The sequence below is a fragment of the Comamonas testosteroni genome, from assembly GCF_014076415.1.
Taxonomy (GTDB): domain Bacteria; phylum Pseudomonadota; class Gammaproteobacteria; order Burkholderiales; family Burkholderiaceae_C; genus Comamonas; species Comamonas testosteroni_F.
Map to the genome: position 1 here is coordinate 4886778 of NZ_CP043568.1, position 24676 is coordinate 4911453.

The 24676-nt window shown below is 59.1% G+C and carries 20 protein-coding genes and 1 pseudogene; 14 read left to right on the forward strand and 7 right to left on the reverse strand.

Features of this window, described 5'->3' with window-relative positions:
* The first annotated feature begins 1 nt into the window (after nt 1).
* From F0P97_RS22560 to F0P97_RS22570, 3 genes are read left to right on the forward strand one after another with little or no spacing between them, the layout of a single operon-like run.
* Complete coding sequence (locus F0P97_RS22560) at nt 2–952, forward strand: acetaldehyde dehydrogenase (acetylating) (protein ID WP_182284385.1); 951 nt, start codon at nt 2–4, stop codon at nt 950–952.
* A 14-nt stretch (nt 953–966) separates the two neighbouring features.
* The gene (gene dmpG, locus F0P97_RS22565; RefSeq protein ID WP_182284386.1) at nt 967–1998 is read left to right on the forward strand and encodes a 4-hydroxy-2-oxovalerate aldolase; all 1032 of its coding nucleotides are present in this window, start codon (nt 967–969) and stop codon (nt 1996–1998) included.
* 57 nt (nt 1999–2055) lie between these two features.
* The gene (locus F0P97_RS22570) at nt 2056–2916 is read left to right on the forward strand and encodes an alpha/beta fold hydrolase (RefSeq protein ID WP_182284387.1); all 861 of its coding nucleotides are present in this window, start codon (nt 2056–2058) and stop codon (nt 2914–2916) included.
* A 318-nt stretch (nt 2917–3234) separates the two neighbouring features.
* On the opposite strand, the gene F0P97_RS22575 is transcribed toward F0P97_RS22570, so the two are convergent.
* Complete coding sequence (locus F0P97_RS22575; RefSeq protein WP_182284388.1) at nt 3235–4203, reverse strand: LysR substrate-binding domain-containing protein; 969 nt, start codon at nt 4201–4203, stop codon at nt 3235–3237.
* Nucleotides 4204–4330: 127 nt separating this feature from the next.
* Between F0P97_RS22575 and F0P97_RS22580 the strand changes: the two genes are divergently transcribed.
* The gene (locus tag F0P97_RS22580) at nt 4331–5905 is read left to right on the forward strand and encodes an MFS transporter (RefSeq protein WP_182284389.1); all 1575 of its coding nucleotides are present in this window, start codon (nt 4331–4333) and stop codon (nt 5903–5905) included.
* Nucleotides 5906–7442: 1537 nt separating this feature from the next.
* Here the strand turns inward: F0P97_RS22580 and F0P97_RS22585 are convergent.
* Both F0P97_RS22585 and F0P97_RS22590 read right to left on the reverse strand, forming a co-directional pair.
* Nucleotides 7443–8699, reverse strand: a complete 1257-nt coding sequence (locus tag F0P97_RS22585; RefSeq protein ID WP_232538022.1) for an alpha/beta hydrolase — start codon at nt 8697–8699, stop codon at nt 7443–7445.
* Nucleotides 8700–8764: 65 nt separating this feature from the next.
* Complete coding sequence (locus F0P97_RS22590) at nt 8765–9814, reverse strand: SDR family oxidoreductase (RefSeq protein WP_182284390.1); 1050 nt, start codon at nt 9812–9814, stop codon at nt 8765–8767.
* A 147-nt stretch (nt 9815–9961) separates the two neighbouring features.
* Here F0P97_RS22590 and F0P97_RS22595 point away from each other — a divergent pair, with 147 nt between their 5' ends.
* The 4 genes and pseudogenes from F0P97_RS22595 (at nt 9962) to F0P97_RS22605 (ending at nt 14027) form a co-directional block, all read left to right on the forward strand.
* Nucleotides 9962–10675 carry a TetR/AcrR family transcriptional regulator gene (locus F0P97_RS22595; RefSeq protein ID WP_182284391.1) on the forward strand — a complete coding sequence of 238 codons (714 nt, stop codon included), beginning with the start codon at nt 9962–9964 and terminating at the stop codon, nt 10673–10675.
* Between the two features lie 115 nt (nt 10676–10790).
* A pseudogene (locus tag F0P97_RS27740) lies at nt 10791–11158 on the forward strand (transposase); the annotation flags it as partial.
* A gap of 338 nt (nt 11159–11496) precedes the next feature.
* Entirely contained in the window at nt 11497–13284 is a 1788-nt protein-coding gene (atzF, locus tag F0P97_RS22600; RefSeq protein WP_182284392.1) for an allophanate hydrolase, read from the forward strand.
* A 65-nt stretch (nt 13285–13349) separates the two neighbouring features.
* Nucleotides 13350–14027: a GntR family transcriptional regulator gene (locus F0P97_RS22605; protein ID WP_182284393.1), complete on the forward strand. Its 678-nt coding sequence runs from the start codon at nt 13350–13352 to the stop codon at nt 14025–14027.
* Nucleotides 14028–14057: 30 nt separating this feature from the next.
* Here F0P97_RS22605 and F0P97_RS22610 read toward each other — a convergent pair whose 3' ends face one another.
* The 4 genes from F0P97_RS22610 to F0P97_RS22625 form a co-directional block, all read right to left on the reverse strand.
* Nucleotides 14058–14855 (reverse strand): alpha/beta hydrolase, encoded by a 798-nt coding sequence (locus F0P97_RS22610; protein WP_232538023.1) that lies wholly within the window; start codon nt 14853–14855, stop codon nt 14058–14060.
* Nucleotides 14856–14869: 14 nt separating this feature from the next.
* Complete coding sequence (locus tag F0P97_RS22615; RefSeq protein ID WP_182284395.1) at nt 14870–15670, reverse strand: ABC transporter ATP-binding protein; 801 nt, start codon at nt 15668–15670, stop codon at nt 14870–14872.
* On the reverse strand, nt 15663–16469 hold the full coding sequence (locus tag F0P97_RS22620; protein WP_182284396.1) for an ABC transporter permease: 807 nt from the start codon (nt 16467–16469) through the stop codon (nt 15663–15665). Before F0P97_RS22620 ends, F0P97_RS22615 begins: the two co-directional genes overlap by 8 nt.
* 174 nt (nt 16470–16643) lie before the next feature.
* Nucleotides 16644–17582 (reverse strand): ABC transporter substrate-binding protein, encoded by a 939-nt coding sequence (locus F0P97_RS22625; RefSeq protein ID WP_182284397.1) that lies wholly within the window; start codon nt 17580–17582, stop codon nt 16644–16646.
* Nucleotides 17583–18064: 482 nt separating this feature from the next.
* On the opposite strand from F0P97_RS22625, the gene F0P97_RS22630 reads away from it, so the two are divergent.
* From F0P97_RS22630 to F0P97_RS22655, 6 genes are all read left to right on the forward strand, one after another.
* Entirely contained in the window at nt 18065–18982 is a 918-nt protein-coding gene (locus F0P97_RS22630; protein WP_182284398.1) for an SDR family NAD(P)-dependent oxidoreductase, read from the forward strand.
* 26 nt (nt 18983–19008) lie between these two features.
* Nucleotides 19009–20211: a Rieske 2Fe-2S domain-containing protein gene (locus F0P97_RS22635; protein WP_182284399.1), complete on the forward strand. Its 1203-nt coding sequence runs from the start codon at nt 19009–19011 to the stop codon at nt 20209–20211.
* A 147-nt stretch (nt 20212–20358) separates the two neighbouring features.
* Nucleotides 20359–21486, forward strand: a complete 1128-nt coding sequence (locus F0P97_RS22640; protein ID WP_232538024.1) for an acyl-CoA dehydrogenase family protein — start codon at nt 20359–20361, stop codon at nt 21484–21486.
* A gap of 13 nt (nt 21487–21499) precedes the next feature.
* Entirely contained in the window at nt 21500–22636 is a 1137-nt protein-coding gene (locus tag F0P97_RS22645; RefSeq protein WP_182284401.1) for a CaiB/BaiF CoA transferase family protein, read from the forward strand.
* Nucleotides 22637–22656: 20 nt separating this feature from the next.
* Nucleotides 22657–23643: an ABC transporter substrate-binding protein gene (locus F0P97_RS22650; RefSeq protein ID WP_182284402.1), complete on the forward strand. Its 987-nt coding sequence runs from the start codon at nt 22657–22659 to the stop codon at nt 23641–23643.
* 10 nt (nt 23644–23653) lie between these two features.
* The gene (locus F0P97_RS22655; protein WP_182284403.1) at nt 23654–24667 is read left to right on the forward strand and encodes a cupin domain-containing protein; all 1014 of its coding nucleotides are present in this window, start codon (nt 23654–23656) and stop codon (nt 24665–24667) included.
* Nucleotides 24668–24676 lie beyond the last annotated feature (9 nt).

Here is a 24676-nt window from a genome sequence, read left to right on the forward strand (position 1 = left end):
TATGACGCGCAAACTCAAGGCCGCCATCATCGGCAGCGGCAATATCGGCACGGATCTGATGATCAAGATCCTGCGCCATGGCAAGCACATCGAGATGGGGGCCATGGTCGGCATTGACCCCAACTCCGACGGTCTGGCCCGCGCCGCCCGCATGGGCGTGGCCACTACCCACGAAGGCGTGGAAGGCCTCACGCACATGCCCGGGTTCGCCGACATCGACTTTGTGTTCGATGCCACCAGTGCCGGCGCACATGTGAAGAACGATGCCTTCCTGCGCAGCCTCAGGCCCGGCCTCCGCATGATCGACCTGACGCCGGCGGCCATCGGCCCGTACTGCATTCCCGTGGTCAACGGCGACATGCATCTGGACGCGCCGAATGTGAACATGGTCACCTGCGGCGGCCAGGCCACCATCCCCATGGTGGCCGCAGTCTCTCGTGTGGCCAAGGTGCACTACGGCGAAATCATTGCCTCGATTGCCAGCAAGAGTGCCGGCCCCGGCACCCGTGCCAACATCGACGAGTTCACCGAGACCACCTCCAAGGCGATCGAGGTCGTGGGCGGCGCCACCAAGGGCAAGGCCATCATCATCATGAACCCGGCCGAGCCGCCCCTGATCATGCGCGACACGGTCTACACCCTGAGCGCGCTGGCCGACGAGGCCGCCATTGCCGCATCGGTAGAGCAGATGGCCGCTGCCGTGCAGTCCTATGTGCCGGGCTACCGCCTCAAGCAGCAGGTGCAGTTCGACCGCATCGATGCACCGATCCGCATCCCCGGCGTGGGCAATGCCCTCACGGGCCTGAAAACCTCGATCTTTCTAGAGGTTGAGGGGGCGGCCCACTATCTGCCCGCCTATGCAGGCAACCTGGACATCATGACCAGCGCCGGTCTGCGCACTGCGGAACACATGGCCGAGCGCATGCTGGCGACGCTCGCCGTGGCCGCCTGAGGAGACGACACACCATGACGCAAACCAAGAAAATCTACATCTCCGACGTGACCCTGCGCGACGGCAGCCACGCCATTCGTCACCAGTACAGCGTGGAGCAGGCCAGGCAGATTGCCCAGGCGCTGGATGAGGCCCGGGTCGACTCGATCGAGGTCGCTCACGGCGACGGTCTGCAAGGCTCCAGCTTCAACTATGGCTTTGGTGCCCATACCGATCTGGAATGGATTGAGGCCGTGGCCAGCGTGGTCAAGCACGCCAAGATCACCACCTTGCTGCTGCCGGGCATCGGCACCGTCCACGACCTCAAGGCTGCCTACGAAGCCGGTGTGCGTGTGGTGCGGGTGGCGACCCACTGCACCGAAGCCGACGTGTCCAAACAGCATATTGAATATGCGCGTCATCTGGGCATGGAAGCCGTGGGCTTTCTGATGATGAGCCATATGACCTCGCCCAAGGCTCTGGCTGAACAGGCCAAGCTGATGGAGAGCTATGGCGCTACCTGCTGCTATGTCGTGGACTCCGGCGGTGCGCTGGGCATGAACGATGTGCGCGATCGCTTCAAGGCATTCAAGGACATCCTCAAGCCGGAAACCCAGACCGGCATGCATGCCCACCACAACCTGAGCCTGGGCGTGGCCAACTCCATCGTGGCGGTGGAAGAAGGCTGTGACCGCGTGGATGCCAGCCTGGCCGGCATGGGCGCGGGCGCCGGCAATGCTCCGCTGGAGGTGTTCATCGCAGCCGCAGAGCGCCTGGGCTGGAACCACGGCACGGATCTCAACAAGCTCATGGATGCCGCCGACGACATCGTGCGCCCGCTACAAGACCGTCCGGTGCGCGTGGACCGCGAAACACTGGCACTGGGTTACGCAGGCGTTTACAGCTCGTTCCTGCGTCACTCCGAAGCTGCGGCGGCCAAGTATGGACTCAAGGCCGTGGATATCTTGGTGGAGCTGGGCAAGCGCCGCATGGTCGGGGGTCAGGAAGACATGATTGTCGACGTAGCGCTGGACCTGCTGAGGCAACGCGAAGCCGCCTCCCTCTGATCTTTTCACCATCCTCGCGGTCAGCCAGCCGTGGCTGCCGCCTTCACGGAGTCATTTATGAACGCCCCTAACACGGAAGCCTCCAGCAGTCGCTTTGTCACGATCACCGAGGCGGGACAGCCCCTGAGGCTGCACTACAACGATGTCGGCTCCGGCAGTGAAGTCGTGGTCATGCTGCACGGCTCCGGCCCAGGCGCCAGCGGCTGGGCCAACTTCCACCGCAATATCGAACCGCTGGTGGATGCGGGATACCGTGTCATTTTGCTGGACTGCCCCGGCTGGAGCAAAAGCGACACCATCGTCAGCACAGGCTCGCGATCGGATCTGAACGCACGCTGCCTCAAAGGCGTGCTGGACGCGCTGGACATCGCCAAGGTTCACATCATCGGCAACTCCATGGGCGGTCATAGCGCCGTGGGCTTTGCGCTGGCCAACCCCGAGATGGTGGGCAAGCTCATCCTCATGGGCGGCGGCACCGGCGGCCCCAGCGCCCTCGTGCCCATGCCCGCCGAAGGCATCAAGCTCATCGGCGCGCTGTACCGCGACCCTACGGTGGAGAACCTCAAGCGCATGATGAATGTGTTTGTGTACGACACCAGCAGCCTGACCGAAGAGCTCTATCAGCAGCGTCTGAGCAATATCCTGGCCCGCCGTGATCACCTCGAAAACTTCGTCAAGAGCGCCCAGATCAACCCGAAGCAGTTCAGCGACTACGGCGCACGTCTGCCTGAAATCAAGGCCAGGACCTTGATCATCTGGGGCCGTGACGACCGCTTTGTGCCATTGGACATCGGCCTGCGCCTGCTATGGGGTATTCCCAACTCGGAATTCCACGTGTTCAGTCAGTGCGGCCATTGGGCACAGTGGGAGCATGCCGAAGTCTTCAACAATATGGTTCAAGACTTTCTCGCACGCTGACCGGCCAGTGAGCCAGCAAGAAGTGGGAGCAAGCCATTGAGATGCATGCCATGCATGGGCAACAGTTCAATGGCTTGTTTGGGATGCGGGGCAGGAATTCAGGTCAGCGGCCCAACCATCCCTGCCTCAGGCAGGCTCCGCCTCCGATTGAGCTAGCTGGATGCAACAGCCTGGCTGTCACACGGATATTGGCATCAATCAAGCGAAATTCCACGTTTCGTCGTCAGGATCACTTCGAAGCATTTCACTCACTGTGATCCTTCTGCGGCTCAAACACATCCGCCCGGGCCATGCTCCGCTAGTGGAAAAGCGCGGCCCTTACCGAGAACGGATTGAATTGCCGTTTTTTGCCACGGAATCATCATCGACATTCAGCAAAGCCGGAATTTCAGCCACCAGTGCATCGATGGCCACCCGCAACTTGCGACGCAATTGCCGTGTCTGCGGCCAGAGAGCATGGATCTCATAGGAGCGGGCCCGATAGTCGGGCAGGATATGTACCAGCTCTCCACGCTTGGCATAGCTGCTCAGCAGCCAGCAGGGTACCCAGGCAATACCGTAGCCGGCCACGGCAGCAGCGGCAATGGCCTGGATATCGTCCATGCTGATCTGGGAGCGCACTTGCAGGCGGTAGTCTGAGCTGCCGCCTCGCCCAGCAACTGGCGAAACATTCCACGGAGCGACGACACCCGAGCGCGAGTAACTGATGACCGCATGACCATCGAGTTCCTCCAGGATGCTGGGCGTGCCGTGGCGTGCCAGATAGGCCGGGGAAGCTCCGATGCTGATGTGCTGTGTGCCCAGCAGGCGCGCAGACAAGGTGCCGCTGTCATGCAGGGGGCCTATGCGTATGGCCAGGTCAAATCCCTCCTCGATCAGATCCACTGTCCGGTCGCCAAACGACAGATCGATACTCAGCTGCGGATACAGACGCGTCAGATTCAGCAGTATTGGCGCCACGCACAGCTGCCCAAAGCCTTCTGGCACGCTGACCCGCAGGCGGCCGATGGGCTCCATGCGGCCACTGTCCAGATCTGCCTCGGCTTCATCCAGCTCCTTGAGTGCCCGAGTGCAGCGCTCGTAGTAGATCTGCCCCTCCTCGGTCAGGGTCTGGCTACGCGTATTGCGCTGCAGTAGCCGCGTGCCCAGACGTGCCTCCAGCCTCGCAACGGCCTTGCCCACGGCAGAGCGCGTCACACCAAGCCGCTGGGCAGCAGGGGTGAAGCCGCCCGCTTCCACCACCTGCACAAAGGTGGAAACTCCTTCCAGAGGGTCTTGCACAGCCATTTCTATTAGGTCCTTTCATTCCCCAAAAATGGGAAATCAATGCGTGAATTTAAGAATTCTATTCCCATAGACTCGCATTGAACGTTCTGCGTCAGAACGCCGTTTCCCTTTTCTGGAATGCGCAACCATGTCCTCGAATGATGTTGATCTCTTGAACACCAGCCGCCTGGAGCTGGCACCGAACCGGCGCAATCGCATTGCACTGCTATCGGTCTGTCTGGCCGCACTGATGTTCAGCCTTGAAATCTCCAGCGTGCCTGTCATCCTGCCCACGCTGGAGTCCGTTCTGCACAGTGACTTCAAAGGCATTCAGTGGATCATGAATGCCTACACCATCGCCTGCGTCTCGGTGCTCATGGCCACCGGGACACTGGCAGACCGGTTTGGCCGCAAGCGGGTCTTTCTGATCTCCATAGCCCTCTTTGCATTTTCATCGCTGCTGTGCGGCCTGGCATGGAACACGCCGATGCTGATTGCCAGCCGCGTGTTCCAGGGGGCCAGTGGCGGGGCCATGCTGATCTGCCTGGTAGCCGTCCTCTCGCACCAATTTCCACAAGGCGCCGAGCGCAGCCGCGCCTTCAGCACCTGGGGAGTCATGCTCGGCATAGGCTTGGGCTTTGGCCCGCTGATTGGCGGCATGATCGTCGCCCTATCGGACTGGCGCTGGGTGTTCTGGGTACACGTGCTGATTGCCACGCTGACCTTCTTTCTGGCCGCCATCGCCGTGCAGGAATCGCATGACCCCAAGGCCGGCGCGCTGGATCTTGCGGGCATCGTCACGCTGTCCCTCGCGGTATTCGGCCTGGCCTTCTTTGTGACCCAAGGCTCCGACACCGGTTTTGGCAGCATGTCTGCTCTGGCCGCCATGGCTGTGGGTCTGCTGAGTTTTGCGATCTTTGTGTGGGTGGAACTGCGTGCCCAGCATCCCATGTTCGACTTCTCGGTCTTTCGGGTGTGCAATTTCTCCGGTGCGCTGATGGGCTCCATGGGCATGAACTTCAGCTTCTGGGCGTTCATCATCTACCTGCCCATCTATTTCCAGAGTGCGCTAGGTCAGGATGTCACGGCCGCTGGCGTCTCGCTGCTAGCGTACACCCTTCCCACGCTGGTGTTCCCGGTGGTCGGAGAACGCATCGCCATGCGCTATGGCCCACGCATCGCCATTCCGCTGGGGTTATTCGCCATCGGTCTTGGTTTCATGCTGATGCTCGCTGGCAGCCAGCTCGCCCACAGCCACTGGCTTTACGTGCTGCCGGGCTGCCTGATTGCCGGCGCAGGGCTGGGCATCACCAACACCCCGGTGACAAATACCACCACGGCAGCGGTCTCCAGCACGCGCGCCGGCATGGCGTCCGGCATCGACATGAGTGCCCGCATGATTACGCTGTCGATCAATATCGCGCTGATGGGCTTCCTGCTGGTGCATGGCGTACAGCAGCATCTGCAAACCGCATTGCGCGACCCTGTCGATGCTGCAGCGCTGCGCGAGGTGGCCAACGGCATTGCCTCTGGCAACCTGCAAGCCCTGTATACCCTGCAGGCAGGAGCTGGCGCCTCCACTTCGCCACAGGCGCTGACAGACATTGCCCGCGAGGCACTGGTACACAGCTTTGGCGGCGTAATGCTCTATGCCGCCATCGCCGTGTGGCTGCTGGCACTGTGCAGCTTTGTGATCTTTTCGGGTCGCAGGACAGCCCGGTAGCTTTTATGGCGCTCCAGGCCGATGGACAGTCCAGTGAATGTTACCGCTCGAACGCTATCGGCGAAATGTTGCCGAAGGCAGCCTGGCGACGTGTTGAGTTCTAGACCATTTCGATCTAGAGGACGTCGGTTTTGCCGAGCTGGCCTTCAAGCTTGGCGTCGGACGTCATGGGCTACCAAGGCTGAAGCAACGGGCTTGAAAACTTGAAAGAGCACTCAATGGCCTCCCATAGAGGTGGAGGTGATACGTAGCAGCTTGGCCAACTACTTCGGTGGAGTGGATATCGTCGGGCCCTAGGAGCAGAACCTCGCCAGAGCCCACTGCAACGTGGGTGGTTTCGACGACGATTCCGGACTTAGCGGACTTCGTGTAGAGGCGGTTCAATTCCAAGCCCCGAATGCCCACCACGACAGCCCATGTTTCGTGGCAGTGAGGAGGACTTGTGACGCCAACTCCATCCGAGACAAGATACAGTGCCGGCCGATCCCCAGCGACGGCAAGTTCATAGAGAGCCTCCTCGCCAACTCGAGCTACAGGATAAGGAGCTACTTGCCACATAGGGGAGTTCGCAAGGTGTAGAAGGCTGTCTGCAATAGCCTCGAAATCGACCGCAGACTTTGGCGGCGTGCTGATGCGATCGACTAATTGATGCGCCTGCTCGACTATCGTGCCTGGTGATTGCATCAGAATTCCCCAACTTCCTAACATGATGTAGACCGACTCTGGTTGCGCGAGACAGCAACACTGCTGCGTGATGGCGAAAGTCCATTGGCTCACCCATTCACATAAGTGACTGCTCAGGGCCGCAAGCCAGCCATGAATCGACTCGGTTAAATGAGTCCCCTTTAGGGGGAAATATTCCTGGATATCGACTTCTGAGAGAAACCCGCGAGGTCACATGACGGGTCGTTCGAGTGACAACCTATTTCCTTTCCCCCAGCCTCATTTGATAGACCGCTGCGCTCCAGTACCGCGTACCGCTGCTTTCTCGGCAAATCCACCCCGCAGACTCCAACTGCTTCGCGATCAATCGATTCATGAAGCCATGGCCAAGCAGCAGAACGGGGCCTTCATTTGCGATCAATTGAAGTCGCTGAGCCGCTGTATTAGCTCTTGCTTTAGCTTCTCGGGCAGACTCGACTCCTCCAGAAAAACCGCACAGCCATGCAATCCGGAGAAAAAATGCCCATGTAAATGGGGAAAAGCGAGGTCGTCTCCATCTTCCGTGAGGCAACTTCGCCTCGCCAAAAATCTCATCTATAAGATGAGGTCGAAGGCCCAATGCTCGAACAGACGCCAGTGCTCGAGGTGCATTGCTCGAAATGATCACTTTTGCTGTGGCGGCCAAGCCTATGCTGGCCACAGGGACGGGATGTTCTACGATTTCGGATAGCTCGTAATGCTCAATCCAGTACCTCATGTCAAGTGCCGAAACCTTGCCGCCTGGAGCCAAGTTCGGCCGACCGTGGCGCATCAAAATAATTTCTCGATTCATTGAGTGGGAGCAGAGTTAATCGATTGCTTGTCAGCGGTCCAATCAATGGCCGACTTTTAGCCGTCGCATGAGCCAGTTCGCGGTGAACTCGAAGTGCTCTCGCATGTTCGACTCTGCCGTGTGGCCGTCATCTCCAAAGACCAGTTGCGTCACATTGAAGCCGAGAGCGGTAAGAGAGGTAGGCTCATTTCTGGATACGAGATCTTCGCGGGCGCCGTTCACCATGAGGATGGGTTTGCGCAACTGCGCCGCGGTGGGCATCTTCAATTGATAGGAGAGTTGGAATGCTTCGTAGTATTCGCACATCGCCTGACGAGGTGTCGTCAGCGGATTCATGTTGGCAAACACGGTGTAGGGAGCGACGATCCATGCAGGCGCTTTCTCGCAATGCTCTTGTCCGAAGCTCGAATCGCTAGGGCCACCTACATTGACAATCGCTTGGTAGAAGTCGTTTCGCAGCCCGCCAAGAGTTCCCAAATAGCCCCCCATACTCCAGCCGTACACGGCCACTCGGCTTGTGTCCAGGTCGTTGCGAGTCTTGATGTAGTCGGCAACCGTGTCCAGCATTGCAGAGGACTCCGGACGGAATCCCAGCGGGTTCTCCCCGGTGTCTGGATTTTCCACAATGAGGGTCGCAAACCCGCGGCCCATGAAGTAGTCGCTATGCCGGATCATCTCCGTCTTCAGGTTGTCAAGGCCACCGAGAATGACCAGCACCGGAGGCTTCTTATTGCTGCTGCTTCGTGTCGACAGTGTTCGGAAGTAGCCAATGAAATCCTTTTCGCCGCTCCTGAATTTGATCCTCTGGAGCGGTTTTCCCAGGACTGCGTAAGCTCGTTCGGTTGCCGACAGATCCGCAATGGGGACCTGCTTGGGCAGTCGATTCATTCGCAGATAGAACGCGGCCTTTTTGTATTCGGCCGATGCACTCTCGCTCTCGCCGCGCGCTTCGGCCGCATGCGCTCGTGCTAGATGCACCTGGGCGGGCTTGCTAAAAGTCGCCTGCCAAGCCGCCTGCGACGGCCCCGCGTTCTCCGGTAACCTTCCAACGATGCTATCGAACGTGCTTGCTTCGATGCCTGCATCCTCGAGCCACCAACAGATGTTGAACTTGAACGAAGGATGCATGCGAGCGATGCCTTCCGGGTACTCCGCCTGTCCTTTCCTGCAAAACTCGGCCATGCTGTCCGCTGCCCTGACGGAGAAGATGCTCTGCGCAGCGGATTGACGCGGGGCAACCGCAGAAAGAACGACGGCTCCAAGGAGCGTCAAGAGTTTCAAGATCAATTTTTCCGTCACAGTCGTTCCTTGTTTGGCTTCGGCAAATCCCCCAGAACAAGGGCGACGAAGAGGTTTACCTGGCGTTATTGAGGTGACGCAATGGGTAGCCAACCATGGCGGCGATACCAAGCGACCGTATCGGCAACAGTTTGCTCAATGGGTCGAAATATCAATTGAAGTTGCTGTTCGCTCTTCGTGTGAATGAAATGACTTCGTCCCGCCTCCTTGCGCATGAGCCGTACCGTCGCCAAGCTGAGTAAGATGGGTTTACCGCTGATCTTCGCGTAGAGTTCCTGCGCCGCCGCCAGGAAATACAGAAGCAAGAAAGGCAAGTTGCGTGTCGGCGTCTTGATTCCCGCGATCTGCCCCACCAAGGGAACCAATTCCTGCATCGTCATGTGGCGACCTGCGGCGAGATAGCGCTCACCGCGCTGGCCGCGCTCTGCAGCTGAAATTTGCGCCTTCGCTACATCGCGAGCATCGACAACCGAGAAGCTCCCTGGCAGCAACCCAGGCAATTTGCCAAGCACCACATCGTTGACAAATTGTCCTGACGAGGTTGGGCCGATATCGGCAGGACCCCACATCCAGCCGGGCAAGACAAAGCTCGCATGCATGTCCGGATGTGTGTCAAGAAAGGCCGATACGACTTGATCGGCCAGTATCTTGCTTCGGTAATAGTCGTCGTCAGCATCTGCTAGGTCACGCAGACAAGTCTCATCGATGGGCGCACCCGGCTCGCCATTCAGCACTGCGATGGATGAAGTCTGAACGAAGCGCCGGATGCCGGCGTCGTATGCCTGCTCAATAAGCTGCTGCGTGCCGTCTACATTGATGCGTTTGAGCTCTTCCCAGTGGCTGCCGCCTTTGAAGTTGTCTCGAAAGAAGGCCGCGGTATGGAACACCACGTCACATCCTTGCAGCGCCCTGGAGAAAGCGGGCACATCTGCCATATCACCCTGCACCAGTTCCACGCCCTTCACTCCTGTGAACTGTTGCATACCTTTGGTTTCCGAACGGACGAGAGCCTTGACGAAGACGCCACGCGCGACCAGCTCACGCACAAGGTTGTTGCCAAGAAGGCCTGTGGCGCCAGTGACAAAAGCTGACTGCGGATTGCTGTACTTTTTCATTTCGACTGATCTTCAAATATCACTTGAAATTTAAATGTACCGCTGGAACTTTGAAATCTCAAGTGATATCTGAAATTATTTTGGCAAGCATTCACACGAGGTCACACAACGATCGATATCTGAATCTCATGTGATATCTTTAAAGCCATGAGCACCACGACTGCAAGAAGACGCCTGACCCGAGACGAAAGCCGGGCACAGACTCGCGAGCACCTGATCGACGCTGCACGGCACTTGTTTGTGACAAACGGGTATGGAGGCGCATCGATCCGTGACATCGCGAACAACGCTGGCTATTCCCAAGGCGCTTTTTATTCAAACTTCTCAAGCAAAGAGGATGTCTTGCTAGAGTTGCTGCGGCGGCACATGGATGCAGAAGCGATGCAACTTACTACGCTCATGGGCGACAACGCGCAGTTGCCCGAGCAAATGCTGGCCCGACTGGAGGCCTGGGCTTCTACCCTCAATCACGATGCTGACTGGTGCATGCTTTCCATAGAACTGCAATTGCATGCGAGGCGTAGCCCATCTTTCGCTACGGAGTACCAAAAGGTTTGGGACAAACACCAATCCGAGATCGGCGGCGTGATCGACCTATTGTTTAAAAAGCTTGGTCGCTCAACTCCTGCCGAGCCTCACGAACTAGCTGCTGCTTTTATGGCACTTTCACATGGGCTTGCACTGCAAAAGACCACCGACCGCCAGGAGCTGACTGGACGCTTGATCATGGTGTTTCTACGTGGATTGATCGCAAGTTCGACACTCGATGGAGCGAAGAAACGGGCATTCAGGCCGGTGCGTGGTGAACCACGCAAGCGAGTGGCCAGTTACGAGGGTGATGTGGCCGTTCAAGACACTTGACGTTCAACGACTGGTGTTGGCGATTGCTGCTGTTTAGGCACTGAGTCACGAACGGTAATCCCCCCAAAAATCCAATACGCGAAGAAGTAGAGACTCTCAAAGGAGAATCTCTACCATGAAGAAATCGCGTTTCGCCGACAGCCAGATCATTGATGCACTCTAGCAGGCAGAGGCCGCTCGGACGGACCCCGAGCTCTGCCGAGAGTTGGGTATCAGCTCGGCGACGTTTTACAAGTGGTGAACCAAGTTCGGTGGCATGGACGCCTCGCTGATGGCGCGCATGAAGGAGCAGGAGGAAGAGAACCGACGCCTGCGCAAGATGTACATCGAGGAGAAGCTCAAGGCTGAGGTCGTGGCGGAGGCTCTTGCAAAAAAGTGGTGAAGCCATCTTGCCGATGCGAGATGGCTCAACGAGCTGTGCAACAACGAGGGCTGTCGATCCGGGCAGCCTGCCAAGCCTTCAAGATCAGCCAGGCCTGCTACTAGGGTGGATTACCAACAAAGTACAAATGTCGATTCTCCTTGAGTCTTGTACTCGCCTCCACAAACAATCAACGGCTTAGCGCTGCATGAAGAGGCTAGTTTTGTACTCGCTTCTCATTGGTGTTGTACTTTCCGGAATTTTTCTCACTCAGTTTTGTATTTTCCGAGATGGCAGGCTCGGAAGCCTGGGCACAACCAACGTGGCCAACAATTTCTGACCGACTTCCCGCTGCCTTCATAGCCGAACTCGCTGGGAACTTCGGAACGAGGATGGATTACCGCAAACTGGCACACAACCTGCTTAAACCAAGCATCTTGTATACATTTGGGTATTCATCATGCTGATTGGTTCATTTGAAGATTGGAAGCGGGCTTATCAAGAAGGCGCTGACCCTGCTGCATTGCTTGAGCAGCAGCGTCGTAGCCTGGCAAGCGATGACTCGGCCTGGATCAGCTTTGCCAGTGACGCGCAATTGAAAGCGCAGTTGCTGCAACTGGAGGCACTTCAGCAAACCCAAGGTCGTGAGCGTCTTCCTTTGTTCGGCATCCCCTTTGCAGTCAAGGACAACATCGATGTGGAGGGCTTTGTCACCACGGCAGCCTGCCCTGCTTTCGCCTATTCGGCACAGCGCGACGCTGTGGCAGTTCAGCGCCTCAGGCAAGCCGGAGCCATTGTTCTGGGCAAGACCAATCTGGACCAGTTTGCCACCGGTCTCGTCGGAACGCGCTCGCCATTTGGTGCCGTGCCCAATACGTTTGACAGCAGACTGATTTCCGGCGGCTCCAGTTCAGGCTCGGCATCTGTGGTGGCGCGTGGTCTGGTTCCATTTGCCCTGTCCACGGATACGGCTGGATCGGGCCGAATTCCTGCGGCCTTTAACCAGATCGTCGGAATCAAGCCCACTCCCGGTGCAGTGCCCGGCACTGGTTTGGTGCCTGCCTGCCGCACGCTGGATTGCATAGGCGTTCTGGCGCTGAATGTGGCCGATAGCGCTCTGATTCTGTCACTCATGGAAGGGCCTGACACACAGGACAGCTATGCCAGGCCACGTCCCTTCATCGCCAAACACACCCCACTGTCTCAACTGCGCGTGGGGGTACCTGATGCACGCAAGCTTTCCAGCGACTATGAGGATGCATTTGCTGCGTTTCTTGCGCGTCTGAAGCCGCAAACCGAACGGGTGCAAACCCTGCCCTTTGATGCATTGTTTGAAGTCGCCAATCTGCTGTACTACGGCCCCTGGGTGGCTGAACGGGTGGTCGGAGCACGCGGCATCTACGAACAACAGCCAGAAGCCTTGCTGCCAGTGATTCGCCAGGTTCTGGACGTACACCAGCGCTTCAATGCTGCTGATACCTTCAACGCCCAGTACCAACTGCAAGACCTGAAACGGCAAGCCGAGAATATCTGGCAACAATGTGATGTGCTGTGTGTTCCTAGCGCACCGCGCCACCCCTCCATGGCCGAGGTGGAAGCTGACCCCATCGGCGTCAACTCGGAGATGGGAACCTATACCAATTTCGTCAATCTTCTCGGTTGGTCGGCGATCGCAATCCCTGCATCGCAACTGCCAGACGGCCTGCCCTTTGGCATCACCTTGATAGCGCCGGGCTGGCGCGAGCCGGATCTGGTGCGCTGGGCTCAGCAGTTGGAAGCACAAACCAATCTGTGTGCCGGCGTGACAGGCCTTCCCGCCCAAAACGATGGCTCACTGCCAACATGGCTGGTACCGACACAAGGCGAGACCATCGAAGTAGCCGTGGTGGGTGCACATCTGCGAGGTATGTCTCTCAATCATGAATTGCTGGCTTGTGGTGCGCGCTTTCGCGAGGAGACGAGCACTGCCTCAAACTACCGCCTATATGCCCTGCAAGGCACGGTACCTCCCAAACCTGGAATGGCACGGTCAGAGGAAGGGGCTGCCATCACAGTCGAGGTGTGGGACATGCCAGTTGCCAACTTTGGCCGCTTTGTAGCCGGTGTCCCAACCCCTCTGGGCATTGGTTCGGTTCAGCTACAGGATGGACGCAGCGTGAAAGGCTTTATCTGCGAAGGCCATGCATTGACACAGGCCCGGGACATCACCACGTTCGGCGGCTGGCGCGCGTACTGCCAATCTCTGTGAAGCACGCTGCGGCGCACAGCCCCCGTGCGGCGCTGCAGCCAAAGAAAAAACAAGGAGCCCCCATCATGTCTTCCACCAGCCTCGCCAGCCTTGCTTACGAAAAACTACGCCAAGCCTTGGATAATTTTCAATATGTGCCTGGTGACCGCTTTAGCGAAAACGAAGTAGGCGCGGATCTCGGCATGAGCCGAACCCCTGTGCGCGAGGCGCTCGTACGCCTTCAGCGCGAAGGATATATCTCCGTCATACCCAAGCTCGGTTGGATCGTGAACAGCATTGACTTCACGATGTTCGAGCAGTTGTACGACGTGCGTTCGATACTGGAATGCGCAGCGCTGGATCTACTTGTGCAGACTTCCGACCTGGAAATACGTTTGCATGAGCTGACCACACTATGGTGTATCCCCGCGCCACAACGGCTGTCTGAAATAGCCACTGTCTCGCGCAACGATGAGCAGTTTCACATGGCCTTGGTGGCGGCCAGCGGCAATCAGGAGATGACTCGCATCCATCGCGATATAACTGACCGAATTCGTATCGTGCGGCGTCTGGAGTTCACGCGCAACTACCGCATTGACGTGACCTACGAGGAGCATGGCAACATCCTCAAAGCATTGCTATGCCGAGACGGCTTGCAGGCCAAGTCTTTGCTACAGCAACATATCCGTGTCAGCCGTGATGAGGTAAAAAACATCACCTTGCATACCCTGCAGAATGCGAGACAGAAACAGCCTTCCCTTTAAGTTTCACGACCACTGTCGTTGATATTCGGGTCACCGATGCTGTAGCAAGGCCTGCAGCAGCACGCCATCCTCGTGAGCCAGCGCATTCAGGATGCTGAAGTGATCCGCGCCTTCTACAACGACGTCTGCATCACCCTCCATGCCACCGCGATAAGCCGAAAAGGTTTGACTCTGCGCCTGCAACTGGGGAAGTTCGGCCGTTCCATAGGCTGTCACAAACGGCTTGCGTGTTGCAGGCAGACATAAGGGACTCAGTTGCTCGATTTCTTCGATGGATAGCCGGAGCGCCTGGTTCAGATAGGTATGAGCAATCGGTGCCAGGTCGTAGATTCCGCTGATGCCCAGACCTGCAACCACTCCCTCACAATTGAAGCCCATCGCGGTGAGATGCCCCCCTGCAGACCAACCGCATAGCAGGATGCGTCCGTTACCGCGCTGCTGCAAGGCATGGCTGCGGACAGCCGCGATGCCTGATCTCACCTGCTCCACGATTTGAGTTAGCGTGGCCTCGGGAGCCAGCGTATATCCAATCAGAGCAGCGTTGAGGCCATGCGCGAGCGCACCCTGAGCCACAAACCGAAAAGTGTTCTTATGGCGCATCTGCCAATAGCCGCCGTGAATGAACAGCAGCGTGCTGGCACCTCTCTCACCTTCAAAGAAGTCATAGCGCAAACGCTCTGCCGTACCAAACGGCACATCCAGTTGCCCTGCAGATCGCTGCGCCAACTCGACACTGCGAACTTCAAAATCAGCGAGCTGCTGGGCGCTATCCGTGACGGCGCGGGTGTTGTCGTAGGCCGCATCACGCGCGGCCTGCGACAGGCTCAACAAACAGTCCAGCATCAGGCAGCCTTGGCGTGATGCGCCACATGACTGCTGAGCATTTCCGTCAGCTCTTTGCGCACCAGGTTGAATTCCGGTGCAGTGATATGGCGCGGGCGCTCCAGTGGAATACGATAGTCACGCTCCACACGGCCTGGACCGGCCGTCATGACCACCACGCGGTCGGCCAGCAAAACAGCCTCCTCCACTGCATGGGTGACGAAAATCACGGTCAGCTTGGTCTTTTCCCAGATATCCAGCAGCTCCTGCTGCAGCACTTCGCGAGTCAGCGCATCCAAAGCGCCGAAAGGCTCGTCCATGAGCAGCACTTCACACTCATTGGCCAGCGCTCGCGCGATCGACACGCGCTGCTTCATGCCGCCTGACAGCTGGTTGGGAAAATGATCTGCAAACTTGGTCAGTCCTACCATGTTCAGATAGTGATCCGAGATTTCCTTGAGCTTGACCTCCGTCAGGCCTCGTTGCTTGGGACCAAATGCAATGTTCTGGCGCACAGTGAGCCATGGAAACAAACCATAGTCCTGGAACACCATGCCTCGATCCGGCCCGGGCTCGGAAATCGGCGTGTGATACATCTTGGCCACGCCCGTCGAGACTTTCTCAAAGCCCCCCATGATGCGCAGCAGCGTGGATTTGCCGCAGCCCGAAGCACCGATCAAGCAAATGAATTCGCCCTTCTGGATCTTCAGGTTCACGTCCTTCAGAGCGTGGATGGGACGGCCATTCAAACTAAAGACCTTGCTGACATTGGCAATGTCCAGAATGGGCGCGGGAGTACGGTGAGCAAGGATTTCAGACATTGTGTTGCGGGCTCCACTTGAGAAGACGATTGTTGAGTGCGACCAGCAGACGGTCGGTGACAAAGCCAGTGAAGCCGATGACGACCATGCCGGCAATCACCACATCAGTGCGCGAGAGCATGCGACCGTCCATGATGGCGGCCCCCAGTCCTTCGGGAACGCCCGTCATCTCACCGACCACGATCAAAAACCATGCAATGCCGTGACCCAGGCGCAGGCCATTGAAGATGGATGGCATGGCCGCTGGCAGCACCACCTGACGAAACATGGAAGCGCCCTGACAGCCCAGCATGGCGGCGGCTTCAAACAGACGAGGCTCCACCGACTTCACGCCAAAGGTGGTGTTGATGACAATGGGAAAAAACGCCCCAAGGAACACCAAGAAGATGGCCGCGTTGGGGCCGACACCGAAGAAGATCATTGACAGCGGAAGCCATGCCGTCACAGGCACAGGGCGCAACATTTGCAGCGTGGGGTCTACAAAACGGCGTACGGCGGCGTTTTTACCGATCACCAGACCCAGGGGGATGCCTAGCAGAGCAGCGAGTCCAAAAGCCCCGTAAACACGAGACATGGACTTCAACCAGTGAATACCCAAAGTTTCGCTGAAGGCATCGTCATAGATACCGCCAAACGCGAAGTCCCACAGCATCAACCCGACTTCCTTGGGCGAAGGAACCAGCATGGTTCCGGTCGCACGCACGGCCAAGTCCCAAGCGATCAGCAGCAGCAGTGGGAGCACAGCAGGCACCAGCCAGGTCGTCATCCAAACCTTGGCGGCACTAGGTTGCGGCGGCATAACCAAATCCGCAGAAATTGAAGCAGCATGATTGACAGGCAGTGCGGGCGCTACAGCAGCACGCGCTTGAGGGTCAAGAGTGGAGGACGACATGGCAAAGATTCCAAAAGCAAGCAATTGCAGCTCAACGACGTCTAGACCTGACCGCGCTGTGCACAGCCAGGCCGCGCCGCGTTACTTGGGGTTAAAACCCGTCACGATGAAGCTGCTGTAATCAGGCAACTTACGAATCTGCTTGCGCTCCAGCATCAGCGAGCCGTAGTACTTGCTGCGGTTGATCCAGTCCTGATCAATCTTCCATGTCAGCTCCACATTGTCGGCAGCCAGATTGGCCACATCGGCGGGCAGGCCCAGCTTGGCCCCCGCCATCTGTACCAGCTCAGGACGATGGGCCATGGCGTATTCGGAGGCCTTGCGGTGAATCTCCAGGAATACCTTGGTCAGTTCTGGATCGCTTTTGACAGTGTCGGCATGGGTGGTCATGACCATGTTGACCTTGCCAGTGGGCGTGCTGTAAGGAAACTCGAGAACCTTGCCCACACCGCGAATAGCGCTGATGGAAGGGCCAGGTTCTGCCCCAACATAGCCATCGATATCGCCACGCTCCAACGCACCCGCCATCTCGCTGAAGGACACGCGCACGGACTTCAGGTCCTTGAGCGTCATGCCTTCAGCCTTCAGACGATCCAGAAACACGGCTTCCTGCGTGGAGCCGGGCAGAATGCCCACTCGCTTGCCCTTGAGTTCCTTGAAGTTGCCAATGCCGCTGTTCTTGCCCACCACAATCGCCATCCCACCGTTGCAAGTCGGCGCGACGATGACCACAGGCTCGCCCGCAGCAGCACCCAGGGTGGCAGCGGCCAAACCATAGGTACCGAAATCCACAGATTTGGTAACTATCGCATTCTTGCCATCGGTAGGTGTTTCAAACGGGATGACTTCGATCTTGTAGCCCGCTGGCGTGAACTTATCGTAGAAATAAGGTGTTATGCCATGAATGAGTTTGAGCGTCCCCACCTTGATGACCTTGTCAGCAGCCTGTGCTGGAGCCGTCACAGACAAGGCCATGGCAGTAGTAGTCAAAGAAGCGAGCAAAAGACGGCGAGACAGCATGGCAATTCCTTTGTAGAGGAGTCAAAGAGAGAACGCGTGCCACTTGAATACATGCCTGTACACAAGTGCTTTAAACACTCAAAGCAAGCACCGTGCCAATCTCGCTTCCTCTTTGAAAATTGCCGAACTCCCTCACCCAAACACCGTTTTCGTGCGTCCATCCCCGTGGACATGCGCTATTTCAGCTCACCATGCACCGAAATGGACTACGAATTCTCGTACCGCTCCAAAGTTGAAAACCTCAGAACTTAGGTCGGTGATATCAATCGCCAACACAGCACTAGCGATTTAGCTAGCGCCAGTGAAAGAGCCTGTAGCAAGCCTCCCAGCATGGGGATTCGTAGAGTGACTCGCACATCCGATATGCGGATTTCACATATCAGCCTCTGAGCTTCTCGTCTTGTTGTGTGGCAGCCCGCCTCCGAGAATCATTTTCAGATTCTTCAATACCGGCAACTGCTGACAACTCACGAGAAAAAGTCATGGATAGACTCAAGGACAAAGTCGCCATTGTGTTTGGTGCGGGTCCCAATATCGGCGGCACGATTGCTCACTTCATGGCTCGCGAAGGTGCACGCGTTTGCGTCACCGATGTAAGCGAATCCGCAGCAAACGACACAGTCAACTTTCTACGCGAGCGCGGACTTGAAGCCTTTGCTATGCAAGGCAATGCTCGCGTCGATGCCGACGTTAAACGCGCAGTGGACGAAACCATGGCCCGTTACGGACGCCTCGACATTTCGGTGAATATGGCCGGACGCGTTCACTGGAGCCATGTTCTGGACATGAAGCACGACGACTGGGACGACTCTGTCGCTAGCTTTGCTACCGCCGCGCTGATCACCACGCAACACTGTGCGCGTGCAATGATCAAATCAGGTAACGGTGGCAGCATGATCCACATCCTTTCCACCGCGGCACACTTTGGCGAAGCCGATGGCGCAGCCTACTGCTCTGCCAAAGCCGGCTTGCTAAGTTTCGTTCGCTCGTCTGCGCTGGATCTCGCACATCTGGGCATCCGTGTGAACAGCGTCACACCTTGCTCCATGGAACACCAACTATGGACCACCATGCGGGACGAAATGTTCAATCCCGAATGGAAGACACCCACTAGCAAGGGCTTCTACTCGCGCCAGGAATATCTCGATCAGATGCCGCTTCGTCGCTTTCCACGCGCATCCGATCTTGCATGGGCGACCGTGTTCCTCGCATCCGACGAGTCGGCGTGCATGACGGGCTCAGACATGGCCGTAGATGGGGGGTTGCGGCACAAGTATCCCACTTGGTCCCCGGGTCGCCACTACCCGCTAGACGTCAAGGACTACGCCCGCTCCATTGAGTGGACGAAATATGGTGAACCACAGGGCCCGCTCACGGACCTGATGGGCGAACCCGTCTGACCCCCACCCTGCATCGGAGACAAACAATGAGTCAACTCGACGAGCGCCGCCTCGCACGCGCCGCGCAATTCAACCGCCTCACCGAAAGCAGTCCCCACACAGACATGGGCAAGCTGCTACGCCAGTTCTGGCAGCCCATCGCGCTGAGCGAAAGCGTGGAAGTGGGGACGGCCATCCCGCTCAAGATAATGCACGAGGAGCTGACGCTGTATCGCGGCGCGAGCGGCAAGTTGCATCTCGTGGGCGGTCGCTGCGCACACCGCCGCACGTTGCTCCACACCGGATGGGTCGACGGCGAGCAGATCCGCTGCATCTACCACGGCTGGCAGTTCGACAGTACTGGCTCCTGCGTCAACCGCCCCGCCGAAGCCGACACCGGTATGCCGCGCACCAAGATCGCGGGTTACCCCGTCAAGGAATATCAGGGTCTGGTGTTCGCCTACATGGGTGAAGGCGAAGCCCCCGAGTTCGATCTGCCGCGCAAGCTGCTGACCGAGCGCGAAGGCGCCATCGTTGCCAACGGCATGGAGCGCTGGGACAACAACTGGTTCCAGCAAGTAGAGAACTCGATGGACGCAGTGCACGTGAGCTTTGTGCACATGGCACTCACCGTCGGCGCCTTCGGCAAGGCCGTGACCACCGGCATTCCCGAACTAAGCTACGAAGAAACGTCTGCCGGCATCCGCCAGACTGCTCGCCGCAGCAAGGACAACATACGCCAGAGTGACTGGACTTTCCCGAACAACAATCACATCACAGTGCCAGGCCTGACGCCTGACGACCCGTGGCTCGACGTGTTTGTCTGGATGACGCCCAACGACGATCTGAACACCACGCGCTTCATGATCTACAGCCTGCCGCCGGGTGCCAGCGAAGCCTCGCGCATGCGCTTCAAGGCCTACTTCGCCAAGTACGGCAAGTACGACCCGGCGGACCACCATGACGAGTTGTTCAGCTCGCGCGTCTGGAAGGATCCGGAAGACACCTTCGTGGGCCTGACCGCCGCGCAGGACTACCTGTCCATCCGTGGACAGGAGCGCGTGACCAAGCGTGAGGACGAGATTCTAGGTCGCTCGGACCTTGGCATCGTCACGCTGCGCAAGCTGTTCTGGCGGGAGCTCGATCTGGTACGCGCAGGTCAGCCAATTAAGACGTGGTCGTCGCTTGATGAACCTGTCGAGCTGCCACATCAGCCCGGAGACGAGCCCGCAGTCGCCGCACAGGCCTGACGCAATCGCCCCTGTGCCGACACCGTCGTCCCACGGCGGTGTCGGCGGAGCGCTGCCCATTTCTCTTTCGCTTTTCCCCTCGATTCTCTTTCAGGTATGTCGATGCTCGACCTCACCCCTCACGAAGCGCTCCCCGAAGAGTTGCTGATGTTTCGCGAATCTGTGCGCCGCTTTGTCGAGAAGGAACTGATTCCACTCGAGCATAAGCTGGACTCCGCCGGTTTGCTGGATGATGCCACCGCACAGCAGGTGCGCGAGCGCGCCAAGGCCGCTGGCCTCTGGCTGCTCGATGTCCCCGAAGAAATCGGCGGGCAGGGCCTCTCGCTGTTGCCGCTCACCGTCTTCTGGGAAGAGGTTGGACGCAGCACGGTCGCCTCGTGGGTGCGCGATCACGGTCTCTTCGGACCGATGGTCGGCCCCATCCTGATGGGCCTGAACGAAACGCAGCGCAAGGAATACCTCTACCCCGTCGTGGAAGGCCGCAAGCGCTTTTGCTTTGCCCAGACCGAGCCGGATGCGGGTTCCGATCCGTCCGCCATGCGCACGCGCGCGGTCAAGACCGACACCGGCTATCGCCTCAATGGCGTGAAGCGCTTCATCACCCGCGCGGCCAAGGCCGATTTCGCGCTGGTGATGGCGGTGACCGATCCCGAGAAGCGCGCGCGCGGCGGCATCTCATGCTTCATCGTGGACATGAAAGCGCAAGGGGTCACGTTGGCCAGTTCCGAGAAAACCTTGATGGGTGATTCGCCGTGCGAGATCGCTCTGCAAGATGTAGATGTCCCCTTCGACAATCTGGTGGGGGTCGAAGGCAAGGGCTTTGCATTGGCACAGGGCTACATCAATCACGGCCGCATCCGTCAAGGTGCACATTCCATCGGCGCTGCCGAGCGTTGCCTGAATCTCACGGCCGAATATGCCTCACAGCGGAAGACTTTCGGCGAGCCGCTGTCCGAACGCCAGGGCGTGCAATGGATGCTCGCCGACGGCTTCACCGAGGTCTACGCCTCGCGCCTCATGGTCTATGACGCGGCGCGCAAGGTCGAAGCCGGCGTGGACGCCAAGCTAGAGACTTTCATGATCAAGACCTTCGCCGTGGAGATGGGCTTTCGCGTCCTCGACACCTGCATGCAGCTGCATGGCGGCATGGGCCTCACGCAGGACACGCCCATCGAGCGCTTCTGGCGCGACCTGCGCAGCTACCGCATCACCGAAGGGCCGACCGAGGTGCTGCGCACCACGCTCGCCCGCCAGATTCTCAAGAACTTCGCCTGATTGGACAGACATCGTGAAAGACGCACTGAAAGACGTTCTGGTCATTGAACTGGGCACCGTGCTGACCGCCCCGCTGGCCGGCATGATGCTGGCCGATCTGGGCGCACGCGTGATCAAGGTCGAGCATCCCGAAGGCGGCGACCCCTTCCGCCGCCACGCGGGAAAGCTCTACAGCCCGCATTTCGCGGCCTACAACCGCAACAAGGAAAGCATTCAGCTCGATCTTCAATCCGAAGCGGGCAAGGCGGACCTCGCCAAGCTGATCGCCAAGGCCGACGTGCTGCTAGACAACTTCCGCGCGGGCGTGCTGCCGCGCCTGGGCTTCGGCGACGAGGTGCTCAAGGCTATGAATCCACGCCTGATCCATTGCTCGATCACCGGCTTCGGCGCCGAAGGCCCCTATAAGGACCGTCCCTGCTACGACGCAGTGGCGCTCGCCATCAGCGGTCTGGCCAGCCAGAAGCTCGACCCCGAGCGACCGATTCTCAACGGCCCATCGCTGTCGGACAACATCACCGGCATGTACGCGGCCTACGGCATTCTCGGCGCCCTGCACGCCCGCGAGCGCACTGGACAGGGCGAGCGCGTGGAGATCAACATGCTCGAAGCCTCCATCGCGTTCTCGCCCGAAGGCTTCTCGCAGTTCACACGTCTGGGCGTTGCGCCCACGCCGATGTCGCGCGTGGCGATCTCGCAGTCCTACGCCTTCCGCTGCGCGGACGGCAGGCTGCTGGCCGTGCATCTGTCCTCGGTTGAGAAGTTCTGGCTGGCGTTCGTCAATGCGCTGGAGCGCCCCGAGCTGCTCACCGACGAGCGCTTCAAGACGGCCGCGCTGCGAACCCAGCACTACACGCTGATCGCCGAACTCGTCGCTCAGGTGTTCGCCGAGCATGCCTATGCCGAGTGGGAAGCACGCTTGACGGCGGCTGATGTGCCTTTCGCCCCGGTCAAGACCGTCCCCGAAGTCATACAGGACCCACAGGTGCAGACGCTCCAGCCGTTCTACACCATCCAGCACCCAGAACACGGTGAACTCGTCGCCATCCACCGCCCCGTAAAGATCGGCGGAAAGCGCGGCCCGAGCGAGCTTGCAGCCCCCGTGCTCGGCGAACACAGCGCCGCCATCCGCAGCGAATTCTCGCTGTCCTGAAACCCACACAGAGACGCACCATGTCCAAACTCGAACTCTCTCTTGCCATCGGCAACTACGACCGCTGCCGTCCGCTCATCGACGGCGCCGTGCAGATCGACGGCGTGAACCCCGTCATCATGACGCTGTCGCCCGAGGAAATTTTCTTCCGCGCATTTCGCGGTCAGGAATTCGACATCTGCGAGCTCTCGCTGTCCAGCTCCACGCTGCAAGCCGCGCAAGGCAATTTCCCCTACGTCGGCATTCCGATCTTTCTGTCGCGCGCCTTCCGCCACACGGCCATCTACTGCCGCACCGACCGGATCCAGAAGCCGGAAGACCTCAAGGGCCGCAAGATCGGTCTGCCCGAGTACCAGCTCACCGCCAACGTCTGGGTGCGCGCGATCCTGCAGGATGACTACGGCATCGCTCCGTCGGATGTGACCTGGGTGCGCGGCGGCATGTCGCATGCCGGTCGCCCCGAAAAAATCAAGATCAAGCTGCCCGACAACGTGCGCGTGGAAGATGCGCCCGAAGGCGAAACCATCTCCAGCCTGCTCGCCAAGGGCGAGATCGACGGCTACGTGGCCCCGCGCGCGCCGGACGTTCCCGCCGGCACGCCCAACATCGGCTGGCTGTTCCGCGACCCGGTGGAGGCCGCCAAGGACTATTACCGCCGCACCAACATCTTCCCGATCATGCACATCCTCGGCGTGCGCCGCGAACTGGCCGATCGCCATCCGTGGCTGCCGGGCGCCATCTACAAGGCGTTCGAGGAATCCAAGACCAAGGCGCTGGAGCATCTGTCCGAAACCTCGGCCACCAAGATCACGCTGCCATTCGTGGAAGAACGCCTCAAGGAAGCACGCGACCTGATGGGTCAGGACCACTGGTCCTACGGCATCAAGGCCAACCGTCATGTGCTCGAGAACTTCTTCAAGCACCACCACGCGCAGGGCCTGTCGCCGCGTCTGGTCACGCCCGAAGACCTGTTCCACCCCGGCACGTTCGAGCAATTCAGCCTCTGAGGAAAACGCCATGTCCTTGAGCAGCGAACAAATCTTGCAGCAGTGGCATGCCGCGCGCCTGGCGCCCTTGTGGAACAGCCCGAACGCGCACAAGCCGCCGCCGGGCCCGGTGCCCAGTCATCTGTGGCGCTGGAGTGACATGCGTCCGCTGATCGAGCTGGCGTTTCAGGAGACTTCGCCGCAAGCGGTGCAGCGCCGCGTGCTGCAGATGCTCAGTCCCGAAGCCGAATCGCTGACAGACGAGCACACCTGCGGCAACGTGCTGGCGGCCTACCAGTGCCTGCTGCCCGGCGAGACCGCGCGCCCGCACCGCCACACCATGAATGCGCTGCGCTTCATGCTAGAAGGCTCGGGTGTCATCACGCTGGTGGACGGCAAGGAATGCCCGATGGAATTCGGCGATCTGGTGCTCACCCCCGGCATGACCTGGCACGAACATCGCCATGACGGCAGCGAGCCGGTGGTCTGGCTCGACGTGCTGGACGTGCCGCTGCACATGTACATGGGCTCGGTGATATTCCAGCCCGGCCCGATTCCCGAGCCACCGGTGACCATGCCCGATGCGGCCTTCGCCTACGCCAATGTGGCACCGCTGGTGACGCAGGGCCGCACGGACCACTCGCCAGTGTTCCGCTACCCGTATGCCAACGTCGTCGGCGCGCTCCAGCATGCGCCCAGGAGCGCCGACGGCGTGCGCCGCGTCCGCTACATCAACCCGCTGAATGGCCAGGGCGCGCTCCCGCTGCTCGAAGCCAGCATGATACAGGTTGACGCGGACACGACTTCGCTGCCGATGCGCAGCAATGCCAATCTGGTGATCGCCGTGGTCGAAGGCGAAGGCGAAAGCCGGATCGGCGAGCAGAGCATCCGCTGGTCGGCCCGCGACGTCTTCACGGTGCCGCAGCACAACTGGGCCTCGCACCAGGCCTTCGAGCAGGACGCGCGCCTGTTCGTGGTCTCCGATGCCGATGCCATGCAGCGCCTGAATCTGCTGCGCGAAGAAGTGGGCGCGCCTGCGCCCTGAGAGAAAAGA

What these genes read in the sequence shown, in the direction of transcription:
- F0P97_RS22560 (WP_182284385.1), top strand. Translation starts at nt 2, where the DNA reads ATGACGCGCAAACTCAAGGCCGCCATCATCGGCAGCGGCAATATCGGC.
- dmpG (WP_182284386.1), top strand. Translation starts at nt 967, where the DNA reads ATGACGCAAACCAAGAAAATCTACATCTCCGACGTGACCCTGCGCGAC.
- F0P97_RS22570 (WP_182284387.1), top strand. Translation starts at nt 2,056, where the DNA reads ATGAACGCCCCTAACACGGAAGCCTCCAGCAGTCGCTTTGTCACGATC.
- F0P97_RS22575 (WP_182284388.1), bottom strand. Translation starts at nt 4,203, where the DNA reads ATGGCTGTGCAAGACCCTCTGGAAGGAGTTTCCACCTTTGTGCAGGTG.
- F0P97_RS22580 (WP_182284389.1), top strand. Translation starts at nt 4,331, where the DNA reads ATGTCCTCGAATGATGTTGATCTCTTGAACACCAGCCGCCTGGAGCTG.
- F0P97_RS22590 (WP_182284390.1), bottom strand. Translation starts at nt 9,814, where the DNA reads ATGAAAAAGTACAGCAATCCGCAGTCAGCTTTTGTCACTGGCGCCACA.
- F0P97_RS22595 (WP_182284391.1), top strand. Translation starts at nt 9,962, where the DNA reads ATGAGCACCACGACTGCAAGAAGACGCCTGACCCGAGACGAAAGCCGG.
- atzF (WP_182284392.1), top strand. Translation starts at nt 11,497, where the DNA reads ATGCTGATTGGTTCATTTGAAGATTGGAAGCGGGCTTATCAAGAAGGC.
- F0P97_RS22605 (WP_182284393.1), top strand. Translation starts at nt 13,350, where the DNA reads ATGTCTTCCACCAGCCTCGCCAGCCTTGCTTACGAAAAACTACGCCAA.
- F0P97_RS22615 (WP_182284395.1), bottom strand. Translation starts at nt 15,670, where the DNA reads ATGTCTGAAATCCTTGCTCACCGTACTCCCGCGCCCATTCTGGACATT.
- F0P97_RS22620 (WP_182284396.1), bottom strand. Translation starts at nt 16,469, where the DNA reads ATGCCGCCGCAACCTAGTGCCGCCAAGGTTTGGATGACGACCTGGCTG.
- F0P97_RS22625 (WP_182284397.1), bottom strand. Translation starts at nt 17,582, where the DNA reads ATGCTGTCTCGCCGTCTTTTGCTCGCTTCTTTGACTACTACTGCCATG.
- F0P97_RS22630 (WP_182284398.1), top strand. Translation starts at nt 18,065, where the DNA reads ATGGATAGACTCAAGGACAAAGTCGCCATTGTGTTTGGTGCGGGTCCC.
- F0P97_RS22635 (WP_182284399.1), top strand. Translation starts at nt 19,009, where the DNA reads ATGAGTCAACTCGACGAGCGCCGCCTCGCACGCGCCGCGCAATTCAAC.
- F0P97_RS22640 (WP_232538024.1), top strand. Translation starts at nt 20,359, where the DNA reads ATGTTTCGCGAATCTGTGCGCCGCTTTGTCGAGAAGGAACTGATTCCA.
- F0P97_RS22650 (WP_182284402.1), top strand. Translation starts at nt 22,657, where the DNA reads ATGTCCAAACTCGAACTCTCTCTTGCCATCGGCAACTACGACCGCTGC.
- F0P97_RS22655 (WP_182284403.1), top strand. Translation starts at nt 23,654, where the DNA reads ATGTCCTTGAGCAGCGAACAAATCTTGCAGCAGTGGCATGCCGCGCGC.